Source organism: Psychrobacillus sp. 05T411 (assembly GCF_056396485.1).
This window is the reverse complement of the sequence record NZ_JBFTLO010000006.1, coordinates 149,238-162,688: the sequence shown is the minus strand read 5'-3', so window position 1 is coordinate 162,688 and position 13,451 is coordinate 149,238. Positions and strand designations below refer to the sequence as shown.

Sequence of the window (13,451 nt, the reverse complement as noted above, 5' to 3'; positions counted from 1 at the left end):
CAATTTAGTTGCTCTCGTGCTGATTTGGTTGCTTTCCGATTAGAATTGATTGCTCTCCACTTGGTACTGGTTGCCTTCCATCATCAATTGATTGCCCTTATCCATTTCCTGGATGATATTACTGGATAGTGTATTTACTAAAAAATCATTTTCCACTGCATTTCTACTATCTATTTTTAAAGCAATACGATAATTTGCTAGCAAATCTTGTAGGTTGAAGCGGAAAGCGTCCGCCCTGCAGCGAAAATCATAGAGGTCACCGTACGACACATTATCCCTATACAACGCAAATAAGTACATTACCAACAAGTGATTTTGAATTGATTGCTCTAAGAAATTTTGTACCAAATCATTAGCTTTTTAGCTTGTCATTTAAAATGCTATCCTCCAAGACAGAAAACTTATCTCCATATACTTTTGTAATATGAACTTCTCCCCATGTACATAGCGCATCTAAAATGCTTCTTAGACTCAAACCATATTCACTCAATTCGTATTCTACTTTTGGTGGAACTTGGTTGTAAGCAATTCGGTTAATAACCCCATCTGCTTCTAATTCCCTTAATTGCTGTGTTAGCATTTTTTGCGTGATATCAGGCATGAGTCGTTTCAACTCACTTGTTCGTTTTTTTCCGTGAGTTAAATGGCAAAGAATCACACATTTCCACTTTCCACCGATTACTTCTAATGTTGCTTCAACGGATATATTATATTTCTTTTTTGTCATTTTTCTTCTCCTTCTTTATAGGAACTAATAAGTACCTATATAACTTTTTGGTTTCTATATTACTTTAAAGTGCGTACTTTTCTTTTGAATCCTTATTACTCATACTAACATTTGCTGGTAGATTTACACTAGTTTTAATGAAAACTCTCTAATACAACAGAGGAAAGAAAGGATGAGAAAAAAATGACTTTAGATAAAAAGCGAAGTATGTTTGCGCTACTTGCGTTGGCTATAAGTGCATTCGCAATCGGAACAACCGAATTTGTTAGCGTGGGGCTTCTACTATTAATTTCTCATGATTTAGATATATCCCTTACGACGGCTGGTCTTACTGTTTCACTATATGCATTAGGTGTAATGTTTGGAGCACCAATTTTAACATCTCTTACATCCAAAATGCCACGTAAAACATTATTATTATGGATAATGGTAGTCTTTATCATAGGAAACGGCATTGCTGCGAGTGCAACAAGTGTGACAGTTTTACTAGTTGCCCGTGTCATTTCCGCATTTTCGCATGGTGTTTTTATGTCGATAGGATCGACGATTGCCGCTGATTTAGTACCAGAGAATCGCAGAGCAAGTGCAATTTCTATTATGTTTACGGGACTGACTGTTGCAACGATTACAGGCGTTCCATTTGGTACATTTATTGGTCAACAGTTTGGCTGGCGTTTTGCTTTTATGGCAATTGTCGTCATAGGTATAATAGGATTTATCGCTAACAGCATCCTTATTCCATCCGATTTACGCAAAGGTACTTCAACAACCATTCGAGATCAAGTCAAGCTTATGACCAATAGTCGGATATTATTGGTATTGAGTATTACAGCGCTTGGTTACGGTGGAACATTTGTTGTATTCACATACTTATCCCCATTACTTCAGACAATAACTGGATTTAAACAAGAATCGATTGCAATAATTTTGCTTGTTTATGGAGTTGCGATTGCAATCGGCAACATGTTAGGTGGAAAGCTTTCGAATAAAAATCCAATCGGTTCGCTATTTTATATGTTTATAGTACAAGCGATTGTGTTATCTATTTTAGTATTTACAGCCCCGTTTAAAGTTGCTGGGTTAATCACAATTATTTTTATGGGCTTGTTTGCATTTATGAACGTCCCAGGACTTCAGGTATATGTAGTAATGCTGGCAGAACGCTTTGTCCCAAGTGCGGTTGATGTTGCCTCTGCTATGAACATTGCTGCATTCAATGCGGGAATTGCAATTGGTTCCTATTTAGGGGGTGTTGTAGCAGAATCTATTGGTCTTATCCATACTACATGGATTGGAGCATTAATGGTTGTACTTGCGGTAATACTAACCGGTATCAGTCGAATGCTCGAAAGAAAAGATAAACAACATATGATGAAATTGGAGGAACTATAAATGATGAAAAATTTACAATCTACAACAACGTTGAATAATGGTTTTGAAATGCCTTGGTTAGGTCTAGGAGTATTTAAAGTAGAAGAGGGACAAGAATTAGTTGATGCTGTAAAAACTGCTATTAAACATGGTTATCGCAGTATTGACACTGCTGCTATTTACGGCAACGAAGCTGGAGTTGGACAAGGTATTCTTGAAGCAATAGAAGAGACAGGTATTGCAAGGGAAGAATTATTTATCACATCTAAAGTGTGGAATTCGGAATTAGGATATGAAAAGACGATTGCAGCTTACGAAGAAAGTTTGTCTAAGCTTGGCTTAGAGTATTTGGATTTGTATCTAATACATTGGCCAGTAGAAGGTAAATACAGTGATGCATGGCGAGCACTTGAAACACTTTATAAGGAAGGTCGAGTGAAAGCAATCGGCGTAAGTAATTTTCAAATTCATCATTTAGAAGATTTGATGAAAGATGCAGACATTAGACCAATGGTGAACCAAGTGGAATATCATCCACGATTGACCCAAAAAGAACTAAAAGCATTTTGTAAAGAGAATAATATCCAGTTAGAAGCGTGGTCTCCACTTATGCAAGGACAATTGCTAGATAACGAAGAACTTCAGGAAATTGCAAATAAATACAGCAAATCTGTGGCTCAAGTCATCTTACGCTGGGACTTACAAAACGGGGTAATTACCATTCCTAAATCGACAAAAGCACATCGAATTGCAGAAAATGCAGATGTGTTTGATTTTGAATTAACAGAGGAAGATATGAAGCATATCGAGAGTTTAAATCAGAATCACCGAGTAGGACCAGATCCAGATAACTTTGATTTTTAAAAAGCGTCCCTGTGCAGCAAACAATTCAGAATCATTTGCTGCACAGGGACAAAAAAATCTTGATTGGAGCGCAAGGCGGCGACTCACCGCTCGCCCCACGGAAAGCGTCCGCCTGGAGCGGAAATCATGGCGAACACCTTAGTATCTTTACGACGCATTATACCTATACTGCACAAACACGATTCTTTTTCAGCGTGGTTTTCTTATTAATTCTTTGAGTTATGTGATAAGATTTCTAGAAGAAGGTAGCCTTCAAGAACGAGGAGGATGAATATGAAACGTCGAGTGGTTGTAACAGGATATGGAGTCATATCGCCATTAGGAAATGATGTGGGTACGCTGTGGAAAAATATTAAAGAAGGTAAATCAGGTATCAAGAAAATTGAATCAGATGATTTTAAAGAAATTAATACACAAATAGCTGGGATTATAGATGATTTTCCAGCGGAAGAATACTTAGATAAGAAAGACCTAGGAAAATATGATTTGTATACACAGTACGCATATGCAGCTACAAAGCAAGCGATAGATCAATCGCAACTAGACTTGGAAACGGTAAATAAAGAACGTATTGGTGTATATATTGGCTCGGGAATCGGGGGCATTAATACTACCCTTGAAAATCATAAAGTATTACTAGAAAAAGGACCGCGTAGAGTATCTCCATTTATGGTACCGATGATGATTAGTAATATGGCAACAGGTATTATTGCTATTAAATATGGATTTAAAGGACCAAGTTTTTCACCGGTTTCTGCTTGTGCAACGGCAAACCATGCAATCGGTGAAGCTTATTTAAATATTTTACACGGTTATTCAGATGTAATAGTAGCAGGAGGAGCAGAGGCATCTATAAACCCATTATCTTTTGCTGCTTTTTCTAGAATGCGGGCGATGTCTACTTTAAATGATGCGCCGGAAAAAGCTAGTCGTCCTTTTGATAAAAATCGTGATGGATTTGTTATGTCGGAAGGGTCAGGTATTTTAGTATTGGAAGAGTATGAACATGCTAAAAAACGTGGGGCAACTATTTTAGGGGAACTTGTTGGTTATGGTTCAACAACCGATGCTTACCATATTACATCGCCTGATTTTGATGGAGCAGCAAGAGCGATGAAGTTAGCTATCAATATGGCACAAATCGATCCTACGGAAATTGTTTATATAAATGCGCACGGGACAAGTACTCCTGAAGGGGATAAATCCGAAACGAGAGCGATTAAAGATGTCTTTGGCGAGCATGCGTATGAATTGAAAGTAAGTTCTACCAAATCAATGACGGGTCATTTATTTGGTGCTGCAGGTGGAATCGAGGCAATTATAACGCTTAAAAGTATTTTGGAAGACATTGCACCAGCTACGATCAATCAGGAAACTTCAGACGAAGAGTGTGATTTGAATTATGTGCCAAACGAAGCGCAGGAAACAGAAATAAACTATGCGCTTTCAAATGGTTTTGGTTTTGGCGGACATAATGCTGTGCTTGCTTTTAAGAAATTTATTGATTAATAATGACTGAACATAATAAAAGAAGCTTTTTGCTAATGCAAAAAGCTTCTTTTATTATGTTAAGATCCTACAAAGTCACCACCATCGACATGAATGGTCTGTCCTGACATGTAACTGGAATCAGCTGTAGCTAAGAGAACATAGGCGGGTGCAAGTTCTGCAGGTTGGCCACGTCTACCAATCGGTGTATCCGCACCATGTTGTTCGACTTGCTTTTTATCGAAAGTGGCTGGTATTAGCGGAGTCCAAATAGGACCAGGTGCCACGGCGTTTACGCGAATTCCTTTTGCTATTAAATGTAGCGCAAGGGAGCGGGTAAATGCAGTAATGGCACCTTTTGTGGCAGAGTAGTCGATAAGTTGTGGTGAACCATTATATGCTGTTATGGAAGAAGTGTTTACAATTGTATCTCCCTTTTTCATATGAGGCAATGCAGCCTGTGTCAGATAGAACATCGAATAAATATTCGTGGAAAATGTTTCTTGTAATTGATCAGGTGTAATTTTCAAAAAGTCGTTTGTAGGAAATTGCTTTCCTGCATTATTCACTAATATATTAAGTTGCCCAAAATGTTCAATTACTTCATCAACTGTATGTTGGCAGTTTTCATCGTCACTTAAGTCTGTTTTAATTTTTATCGATTTGACTCCGTATTTTTCTATTGCTTCGATTGTTTCTTCGGCGTCTTTTTGTTCATTTTCATCCAAATAGACAATGGCAACATTGGCCCCTTCTTTGGCAAACGCTACAGAAACGGCTCTTCCAATTCCACTATCACCGCCTGTAATAAGTGCTACTTTACCGGAGAGTTTTCCGGAGCCTTTATAATTTACATCATCATAAATTGGTTGGGGATTCATTTCTGTTTCTGCACCAGGTTGTTGGTTTTGTGTTTGTCCAGAAACCTCTTTATCGATTTTTGCATATTTATCTGTTGTCATGTAAATCCTCCTTTTAAGTAGTTAATTGTATTATTCCCTCCTTAAATGAAAACAAACTTGTTAAAAGTAATTTATTGGAATGAAAAGTTCGTTTTTCTTATATAGAAAAAGGGTATATGAAATTATTAAATATACATACTTGTAGAACGGAGATTTTTAGATGAAACCAATTGTGGGAATTACAGCAGAAGTGAAAGAGGATGGTAACTATTTTATGCCAACTGTCTATACAAAAACCATCATATAAGCGGGTGGAGTTCCAGTAATAGTACCGCTAATACCAGGAGGAGACTTGGATGAACTATGTGAAGGAATAGATGCACTTTTTGTAACTGGTGGGGAGGATATTGATCCATCCTATTATAATGCCGACCCACATATCCACTTAGGAAGGATCACACCTAAATTAGATGAAATGGAGTTTGCGCTCGTACAAAAAATGCTTGAGTTGGATAAGCCATATATAGGGGTTTGCCGAGGAATGCATATGTTAAATGTAGTCTCTGGAGGTACCCTTTTTCAGTCCATTCATTCACAAAGGAAAGAACCTGTTATGCAACATTTACAAATAGCAGATCGTACACATAGATCTCATCCGGTAAAAGTGGAAAAAGACAGTCGTCTATATGAATTATTGCAAGAAGATGAGTTTAAAGTAAACTCCTTCCACCATCAAGCGTTGAGTAAAGTAGGAGAAAATTTGCGAGTTGTTGCGAGAGCTACCGATGGCATCATTGAATGTGTAGAAAGTACAAAGCATACTTTCGTATTTGGTTTTCAATGGCATCCAGAGGAGTTCGCAGTAGAAGGGGACGAGCCTTCAAAACGTGTATTTAAAGCATACGTACAAGCTGCTTTAAAGAGAAAAATATAAAACCTAGTACAATTTTCGATTGTATGAGTTCAAGAATTATTGTAGATTGAGTACATTGCGAGTATTCAAAAAACGGACTGGGGACAAGAGAATGAGTGACACAAAATTACTGTTTGAGGCATATAAGGAAACAAAGTATCAAGTATCAGGACACGGAAATCGAGATATACAAGTCTTGAAGAATGCTTTGGAAAAGGTGGATGGCAAGCAGGAAATTGATGTTTACGGTAATGGAAGCCTTATCGAAGAATTTCAAACAAAAATGGCAGAATATCTTGGAAAAGAAAAAGCAGTTTTCTTCCCAAGTGGAACAATGGCCCAGCAAATTGCCTTACGTATTTGGTGTGATGATAAAGGTTCAAAAAAGGTAGCATATCATCCACTTTGCCATTTAGAAATACATGAGGAAGATGGGCTAAAGGAATTGCATCATATCCAGTCTGTTTTGTTAGCAGACAAAGATAAATTAATAGAGTTGGCAGATGTATGGAATATGGATGAAGAGGTTGCTTGTATATTACTTGAATTGCCTCAAAGGGAAATTGGCGGTCAATTGCCTGATTATGAAACGATAGAGAAAATTTCTATGTATTGTCGTGAAAAAGGTATTAGACTACATTTGGATGGCGCACGACTTTTTGAAATACTACCTTATTATGAAAAAACAGCTGCTGAGATTAGTAATCTCTTTGATAGCGTATATATATCATTTTATAAAGGCATTGGAGGAGTTGCCGGTGCTATTCTTGCAGGTGACAAAGCCTTTACTGATGAATCGAAAATATGGAAAAGACGACATGGTGGGGACCTGATCAGTTTATACCCATATATCGTCAGTGCTAATTATTATTTCGATGAAAATGAACAGAGGATGACTCAGTTTTACAACGACGCTATAGAACTTGCTGTCTTTTTCAATTCATGTGAGGCGGTTTCAACTATCCCGCAAATACCTGTTTCTAATATGTTTCATGTCCATTTTCAAGCATCTAGAGAACAGGTAGAACCTATACTGGCAGAGTTATATAAGGAAACGGGTGTTGGATTAACAGGTTATTTAAAAGAGGTAACACAAAAGTCATGTTGTTTTGAAGTGAATGTTGGTAATCAGTATGCAATTCTATCAAAAGAAAAATGGAAGCGAGTATTTCAATTACTTGATGAAAAACTAAGGAAATCTCAAATTTAAGTTTTATTGATGCAGTTTAGAAAAAGTTCATACTTGCAAAGTGGATATGAGTAATAGCTTACCCATGAATAAAAATGGACCAATTGCACAAATTATTTGTCATGGAGGTGAAAATTCATGACAAAAGGTAAAAATCCAAGAAAATCTGTAGATCGTGAAGAATATGGGTTTGGATACGATGTAAGCCCAGATGATTTAGATGTAAGAGGTCAAAATAAAGAAGCAAAAACAAATAATGACAATGAGAATAAAAGCAAACCTACCAATAAAAATAATCCTTCTAGATTAAATATTTGATAAACAAAACGGTGAAAGCGATATGCTTTCACCGTTCATTACTTTTTCAAATAATACATAACGACCCGATCTAAATAAAGACTAGCCCAACAACTCTATGAATAATATCTAAAATAACATCGAATATTGTTCTAATTCCTCTCTTTGTCTCTTACATTGTTATAACGACATGAAAAGGGAGTAGATCATGTATGTTAATAGATGGGGTTTTTTCGGGTGGTGGAATGAAAGGGATTGCCTTAGTTGGTGCTTTTCAAGTATTGGAAGAAAAGGGGTATGAATTTAAACGGGTTGCGGGAACGAGTGCCGGTGCCATTTTAGCGTGTTTTATAGCAGCGGGATATACAGGGAAGGAAATTGAAGAAATAATGGTGGAGCAAGATTTCCAGGCTTTGCTTGATCCACGTAAAACGGTACTTCCTATCCCCTTTATGAAATGGTTGAATTTGTATTGGGGACTAGGTTTATACCAAGGGAAAGCGTTAGAAAATTGGTTTTTGGAAAAGTTAGCGGCGAAAGGAATTTATTCATTTTCTGATTTGCCTCAGGGGTCTTTAAAACTTGTTGCATCTGATTTAACGAATGGGAAGATGATGGTGCTTCCAGACGATTTGGAGCGGTACGGGGTATCTCCTGATAGCTTTCCTGTTGCTAGGGCTCTGCGTATGAGCTGTGGCATTCCATTTTTCTTTGAACCTGTAAAAATGCGGGTTGGTTCAGGAGACACCATTGTTGTAGATGGAGGAGTTTTAAGCAATTTTCCAATGTGGATTTTTGATAATGGAAACAAGGAGCGTCCAATCGTCGGCTTAAAGTTAAGTGGTAATTCTGAGGAAATGAAGCCACATAAAATAAAAAATGGACTGCAATTATTTGAAGCCCTTTTTTCCACGATGAAAAATGCACATGATGAACGTTATATTTCTCGGAAACTCGAAAAGAATGTTATTTTTATTCCGGTTGATGAATATAGTGCTACGCAGTTTGATCTGGATAGAGAAATGAAGGCCAATTTATTGGATAAGGGAAGAAAACGAGCGACACAATTTTTAAAGATGTGGTGATTTAACCTGTTCATTTAAAAATTTAAACAAAGTAAACCCCTTCTTCAAGAAGGGGTTTACTTCATGATGCTAAATATTCCATGTGCCGGTTGACAAGCTACTATTTCAAATGACATTTCAATTCACTGTGTTTTATATCTACAGTTTCCACTTGTATGGTTGCATGCTCTAAGTGGTATATTGCTTTTAACTTATCAAGGGCTTGTTGGAGAATACGTTGACTATTCTTTTCGTCATCAATGACAATATGGCAACTTAAAGAATCTAATCCAGATGTAATTGTCCATATATGAAGATCGTGTACATTGTTAACGCCCTCGATTTTCTCTAACTCAGCTTTTACTTCTGCTTGATCGATGGATATTGGTGTTCCCTCCATTAAAATATGGACGGAATGCTTGATAAGCCCCCAGGCACTTCTTAAGATCAATAAAGCGACAAGGACTGAAATGATTGGATCAGCCACAAACCAATCAAATAATAGCATGAGAATTCCTGCTACTATTGCACCGAGAGATCCTAAAGCATCTCCGAGAACATGTAAATAAGCACCCCGTAAATTTACATTGTTCTTTACATCACCTTTTCGTATTAAAGCGAAAGCACTTAAAAGATTTGCAAACAAACCAATTGTAGCAATCAGCATCATTGTGCCACTTGCAACTGTTGGAGGTTCTACAAATCGTCCAACTGCTTCCCAAACGATAAATCCAGCAATAATAAATAGCGTAATCCCGTTAAATAATGCAGCTAGTATTTCAAAGCGATATCCTCCAAAAGTTCTAGCGGATGAAGGGGGTCTAGAAGAAAACCAGATAGCTACTAAGCTTAATAGCAGAGCACTTGCATCACTAAGCATATGTCCAGAATCGGATAATAAAGCCAAGCTATTTGTAAATAAGCCTCCGAAAAACTCTAAAAACATGATTCCGGTCGTAATAAGTAAAGCAATGAGTAAGCCCTTTTTATTTCCTTGTCGAGACTCCTCAAAATGATTATGAGAATGCCCGTGATGGTGATGGTCGTGACCATGATGGTGATGACCCATAAATTTTCCTCCTTATTTGCATTCAATATGTGAAATGACTTGATTTAAAACGGTAATAACATGTTCATCGTCGTACGTATAATAAAACGTGTTTCCATCCCGTCTGTACTTAACTAGCCTTAAATTTCTTAGTAAGCTTAGTTGGTGAGAAACAGCAGATTGCGTCATATTCAATACTTCCGTAATATGACTTACCGAGCATTCCTCTTGAGAAAGCAAATATAATATTTTGATTCGAGTTGGATCGGCTAATGCTTTGAAAATCCGCGAAGCATCATTGACCGTATTTGGAGATAAAAATACATGTTCTTGTTTTTTCATTAGAAAACCTCGCTTTCATTATTTGTATATGAACATATGCTCATATACATATTATACGCATTAACAAGAAATATGGTCAATGATTTAACAACAATTTAGAAGGGGAGTATTAGACTCGAAAAGCAAAAAAAGCCCCTAAAAGAGGCTTTTGTTACTTTCTTTTTTTCTTTGTGGTGTTTTCTTTCAGTTCTGCAAACTCCGCAGCGAACTCTTCTTGCACATTATTGGGTTTTATTTTCTGGTTTTTAGGTGTTTGAGGAAGTGTATCTTTGTTTTTGCTTTTACCTTGCTTATTATCTCTTCCGATATTAATTCTCCTTTCTATTTTTAGTTCTATAATAATATGGCACCAAAATGTTAATTTAATCATAAAAAATAAAAACACTGAGAATATTCTCAGTGTTTTTATTTTTCTTTGTTAAAAAAAGTAACTAATTGTTTTGGAGTTGGAGCTTGTATTTTGTACGTTAGTTCACGGTCCCCGTTATTTTCAATACGTGGAATAATGGATTCGATGACGTTAAATTTCCAAAATGAAGGTTTACTTTTTGTGCTCTTTTCCGTATCAGCAGTCATCATTTTTCTTTGAAAAGGATGAAGCTTTGCCATTAAGAACTTTTCTTTTATACGGATGAGTAAATATCCTTCATCAGTTTCGGGATCAAATTTTTTCATAAGTGATTCACCAAGTTCAAATGTGTTCGATTTATTTTGAACGGATGGTGAAATAACTAAGATATTTCCCTTTCGAAACAGGGCGGTATTTGATACTTGTCGAAGGCCCAAATCATTAATTAAAAAATCTAGGTTTACTTGAGATGCTTCACTAGCAACTGACATATTCATACCTCCTTTTCTTTTTTTTACGTTCTATAGTAATAGTATATCCTATTTGACACATAAAAAATTCATTTTTGGGAATATCCTCTTAAGTAATGTGAAGAAATGAATGAAAAGTACGAGGATTTCTTCATTTTTTAAGGAGAAATGTCGTTATTTGTATGATTCTCAAGTCTCTCGATAATTCTCCTTTTACGGAATAGCATTTGCCCTGCTTCTCCAATATCGTTTATAGCAGATCGGTTAATGAATGCTCCGAATACGAGACCTGCTATTGGAATCATTTGAAATAGTTTTTTCCATCCGAATTGATCACGATAAGAAAACATTACTTCACGCCAGCCTTGTAACTCAGATAGGATTTCTCTTTTTGCATGCTCATCTTGTTTGTCAAACATCGATAATTGAGCAAGAATTGTTTGCTTTCCGACTATATCGGCTGAGACAAATTGAAGGCATTTTATAATAAATAACCTCTCTTTTTTGTCGTTTGGATCGTAGCCATAGCAAATAGCAATATCTTGTAATGTCTTTAATTGCAAACCTAAAAGAAGGGGAATATCAATAGATAATGTGAAAATACCGCCAATACCTGTACTAGCCCCTTGTATGGTTGCTAAATTCTTTCTGTTTCCTGTAAGTTTTTCTGCGGCACCATCCATTTTAGCAACTGATAATTTGTTTACTTCTTTTAATGTTTGTACTTCCATATCGGGAAAATAGGAAGGGATTTTAGAAGTAGAACTTAAATAACTACCACCTGTTTGAACATATTGGCCAAGCTCATCCACAAGTATGCCGATTTTGTTCTGAATGAACGAGGGAGTCCATTTATCAATTATTTTAAAAGGTAGACGACCAAGTTTCTCCCAAAACCATAAATCATTTTGGTCTTTCTCCCAATCATCCACATGTTTTAATTCTTTTATTAACCACTCTTTGGAATCATGCACTTTTAGTCTCGCCTCTTTCTTTGTATACATACTTTTACGTTTTTATAAGTGAAAAGTTTCAAATGTGTATTTATTAGTATGGGGAAAGTACATAAAAAAACTACAGCAACTTGTATTTCTACAAGTATTGCTGCAGTTTTTTTGTTAATCTATTTCTATTACATACTTATATCAAGTCAGTTGCAACAGGTGTTTTTGGCGTTTGATCATTGTCTTCAGTCTTTGGTTGTCCTGTAGCTGGAGTGTTTTCATCAGTACCGGGTTGATCTGAAGTGTTAGTATCTTCATCAGTGCCAGATTGTTCTGGTGTTTCAATATCACCTGACTCCTCGATAACATCGGATGAATCTAAGAATTTCCAGTTTCCATCTTTATCTTTTTCAAGAAGATATACAGTAGTATGTTCTAGTGAATCTGTTGTATTGAAAATTGATTTTTGTTGATGTATAACTGATGCTGTATTGTCCGTAATGTATTGAACTTCTAAATCTAACGTTTGGTATCTTACATTATAATCTTTGAAAGTTGATTCTAAACTTTCTTTAAGTGACGCATAGCCAGGAAAGTCTTTGCTGTATAAACTTAACGTTTCATCAAGTTTTTCATCATTTGCATACTCAGTAGCTTTTTGGAAGAATTCAGTAATCTCTTTTTCTTGTGCAAGGAAGTTCTGGTCTTCTCTAATGTTGTCATAGTAAGCATCATAAAGGTCACTAATAATTGCATCATCTTCAATTGCATCTAATGAGTCAAAGAATGTAGATACTTGTGCTTCCACTGTTTTTTGATCTGCTTTTTTAGTGATCAAATCGTCTAGTTTGTCTAACTCCATTTTTGCAGTAATGACATATTTGGATGATTGAAGAGCTTTTTCACCTGGAGTTTTGTATTTCGTTAAAATTGCCTCACGAGTTGTTTTTCCATATACACGGTAAAGCAAGATTGCTTGCTTACGAATTTCGCTAGATAATTCATGGTAGCTTTTTTCTGTTACATCTGATGTTGGATTAGCCTCATATAGTTTGTTAAACTGATTTGCTTTATCTACAATTTTCTTACCAGAAGTGATTGCATCAATGTAACCCATTGCGCGAGTATAGTGGATACCAGCGTTATCTTCTAGGCGTTTTTCTAACTTCACTTTATCTTTAGCATTTACTTTTGCAATCTCTTTTTTTGCATTTAAGTAAGCGTCTTTTGTTAAGTTGAAAATTTTCATATCTGGATACTTAATCTCTTTTGTAAGTTCTACCGAGATTTGCCATTTTAAAGCTCCAGCTTGTTGCTCTGCTTCTTTTACTAAAGATTCAGCTTTAGTGATAGATGCTGCCTCAGCATTTGTAAAAGGTGTAAAAGTACTAGCTCCTGCAATTCCAGTTGCTAATACAATAGATAATAATTTCTTCATTTCTATTCTCCTGCAAAATAAAATAGTCTTATACAATCTTTATTA

Annotated in this window: 14 protein-coding genes and 1 pseudogene; 7 read left to right on the top strand and 8 right to left on the bottom strand. The window is 36.2% G+C overall.

Annotated elements, in window-relative coordinates:
* Positions 1-352: 352 nt before the first annotated feature.
* Positions 353-727: a winged helix-turn-helix transcriptional regulator gene (locus tag AC1DFT_RS06880; RefSeq protein ID WP_477918453.1), complete on the bottom strand. Its 375-nt coding sequence runs from the start codon at positions 725-727 to the stop codon at positions 353-355.
* A gap of 183 nt (positions 728-910) precedes the next feature.
* Here AC1DFT_RS06880 and AC1DFT_RS06875 point away from each other — a divergent pair, with 183 nt between their 5' ends.
* From AC1DFT_RS06875 to fabF, 3 genes are all read left to right on the top strand, one after another.
* Complete coding sequence (locus AC1DFT_RS06875) at positions 911-2,119, top strand: MFS transporter (protein ID WP_477918452.1); 1,209 nt, start codon at positions 911-913, stop codon at positions 2,117-2,119.
* A 3-nt stretch (positions 2,120-2,122) separates the two neighbouring features.
* Complete coding sequence (locus AC1DFT_RS06870; protein WP_477918458.1) at positions 2,123-2,962, top strand: aldo/keto reductase; 840 nt, start codon at positions 2,123-2,125, stop codon at positions 2,960-2,962.
* A 273-nt stretch (positions 2,963-3,235) separates the two neighbouring features.
* Positions 3,236-4,471 carry a beta-ketoacyl-ACP synthase II gene (gene fabF / locus AC1DFT_RS06865; protein WP_477918451.1) on the top strand — a complete coding sequence of 412 codons (1,236 nt, stop codon included), beginning with the start codon at positions 3,236-3,238 and terminating at the stop codon, positions 4,469-4,471.
* Between the two features lie 59 nt (positions 4,472-4,530).
* Here fabF and AC1DFT_RS06860 read toward each other — a convergent pair whose 3' ends face one another.
* Entirely contained in the window at positions 4,531-5,412 is an 882-nt protein-coding gene (locus AC1DFT_RS06860; protein WP_477918450.1) for an SDR family oxidoreductase, read from the bottom strand.
* A gap of 259 nt (positions 5,413-5,671) precedes the next feature.
* Here AC1DFT_RS06860 and AC1DFT_RS06855 point away from each other — a divergent pair.
* The 4 genes and pseudogenes from AC1DFT_RS06855 to AC1DFT_RS06840 all read left to right on the top strand — a co-directional run.
* Positions 5,672-6,286 (top strand): annotated as a pseudogene (locus AC1DFT_RS06855) (gamma-glutamyl-gamma-aminobutyrate hydrolase family protein); the annotation flags it as partial.
* A 91-nt stretch (positions 6,287-6,377) separates the two neighbouring features.
* Positions 6,378-7,475: a threonine aldolase family protein gene (locus tag AC1DFT_RS06850; RefSeq protein ID WP_477918449.1), complete on the top strand. Its 1,098-nt coding sequence runs from the start codon at positions 6,378-6,380 to the stop codon at positions 7,473-7,475.
* Positions 7,476-7,592: 117 nt separating this feature from the next.
* Entirely contained in the window at positions 7,593-7,772 is a 180-nt protein-coding gene (locus tag AC1DFT_RS06845) for a hypothetical protein (protein ID WP_477918448.1), read from the top strand.
* A 191-nt stretch (positions 7,773-7,963) separates the two neighbouring features.
* Complete coding sequence (locus AC1DFT_RS06840; protein ID WP_477918447.1) at positions 7,964-8,836, top strand: patatin-like phospholipase family protein; 873 nt, start codon at positions 7,964-7,966, stop codon at positions 8,834-8,836.
* 100 nt (positions 8,837-8,936) lie between these two features.
* Here the strand turns inward: AC1DFT_RS06840 and AC1DFT_RS06835 are convergent, their stop codons facing one another.
* The 6 genes from AC1DFT_RS06835 to AC1DFT_RS06810 form a co-directional block, all read right to left on the bottom strand.
* Positions 8,937-9,884, bottom strand: coding sequence for a cation diffusion facilitator family transporter (locus AC1DFT_RS06835; protein ID WP_477918446.1), 948 nt, complete (start codon positions 9,882-9,884; stop codon positions 8,937-8,939).
* 12 nt (positions 9,885-9,896) lie between these two features.
* Complete coding sequence (locus AC1DFT_RS06830; protein WP_477918445.1) at positions 9,897-10,205, bottom strand: ArsR/SmtB family transcription factor; 309 nt, start codon at positions 10,203-10,205, stop codon at positions 9,897-9,899.
* 151 nt (positions 10,206-10,356) lie between these two features.
* The gene (locus tag AC1DFT_RS06825) at positions 10,357-10,575 is read right to left on the bottom strand and encodes a YfhD family protein (protein ID WP_477918444.1); all 219 of its coding nucleotides are present in this window, start codon (positions 10,573-10,575) and stop codon (positions 10,357-10,359) included.
* A gap of 35 nt (positions 10,576-10,610) precedes the next feature.
* Positions 10,611-11,045 carry a hypothetical protein gene (locus AC1DFT_RS06820; protein WP_142608405.1) on the bottom strand — a complete coding sequence of 145 codons (435 nt, stop codon included), beginning with the start codon at positions 11,043-11,045 and terminating at the stop codon, positions 10,611-10,613.
* A 137-nt stretch (positions 11,046-11,182) separates the two neighbouring features.
* On the bottom strand, positions 11,183-11,998 hold the full coding sequence (locus AC1DFT_RS06815) for an EcsC family protein (RefSeq protein WP_477918443.1): 816 nt from the start codon (positions 11,996-11,998) through the stop codon (positions 11,183-11,185).
* A gap of 166 nt (positions 11,999-12,164) precedes the next feature.
* On the bottom strand, positions 12,165-13,406 hold the full coding sequence (locus tag AC1DFT_RS06810) for a hypothetical protein (protein ID WP_477918442.1): 1,242 nt from the start codon (positions 13,404-13,406) through the stop codon (positions 12,165-12,167).
* Positions 13,407-13,451 lie beyond the last annotated feature (45 nt).

Excerpts from the sequence above, each read along its gene's own strand:
- AC1DFT_RS06880 (WP_477918453.1), bottom strand. The coding sequence starts at position 727 with ATGACAAAAAAGAAATATAATATATCCGTTGAAGCAACATTAGAAGTA.
- AC1DFT_RS06875 (WP_477918452.1), top strand. The coding sequence starts at position 911 with ATGACTTTAGATAAAAAGCGAAGTATGTTTGCGCTACTTGCGTTGGCT.
- AC1DFT_RS06870 (WP_477918458.1), top strand. The coding sequence starts at position 2,123 with ATGAAAAATTTACAATCTACAACAACGTTGAATAATGGTTTTGAAATG.
- fabF (WP_477918451.1), top strand. The coding sequence starts at position 3,236 with ATGAAACGTCGAGTGGTTGTAACAGGATATGGAGTCATATCGCCATTA.
- AC1DFT_RS06860 (WP_477918450.1), bottom strand. The coding sequence starts at position 5,412 with ATGACAACAGATAAATATGCAAAAATCGATAAAGAGGTTTCTGGACAA.
- AC1DFT_RS06850 (WP_477918449.1), top strand. The coding sequence starts at position 6,378 with ATGAGTGACACAAAATTACTGTTTGAGGCATATAAGGAAACAAAGTAT.
- AC1DFT_RS06845 (WP_477918448.1), top strand. The coding sequence starts at position 7,593 with ATGACAAAAGGTAAAAATCCAAGAAAATCTGTAGATCGTGAAGAATAT.
- AC1DFT_RS06840 (WP_477918447.1), top strand. The coding sequence starts at position 7,964 with ATGTTAATAGATGGGGTTTTTTCGGGTGGTGGAATGAAAGGGATTGCC.
- AC1DFT_RS06835 (WP_477918446.1), bottom strand. The coding sequence starts at position 9,884 with ATGGGTCATCACCATCATGGTCACGACCATCACCATCACGGGCATTCT.
- AC1DFT_RS06830 (WP_477918445.1), bottom strand. The coding sequence starts at position 10,205 with ATGAAAAAACAAGAACATGTATTTTTATCTCCAAATACGGTCAATGAT.
- AC1DFT_RS06825 (WP_477918444.1), bottom strand. The coding sequence starts at position 10,575 with ATGATTAAATTAACATTTTGGTGCCATATTATTATAGAACTAAAAATA.
- AC1DFT_RS06820 (WP_142608405.1), bottom strand. The coding sequence starts at position 11,045 with ATGTCAGTTGCTAGTGAAGCATCTCAAGTAAACCTAGATTTTTTAATT.
- AC1DFT_RS06810 (WP_477918442.1), bottom strand. The coding sequence starts at position 13,406 with ATGAAGAAATTATTATCTATTGTATTAGCAACTGGAATTGCAGGAGCT.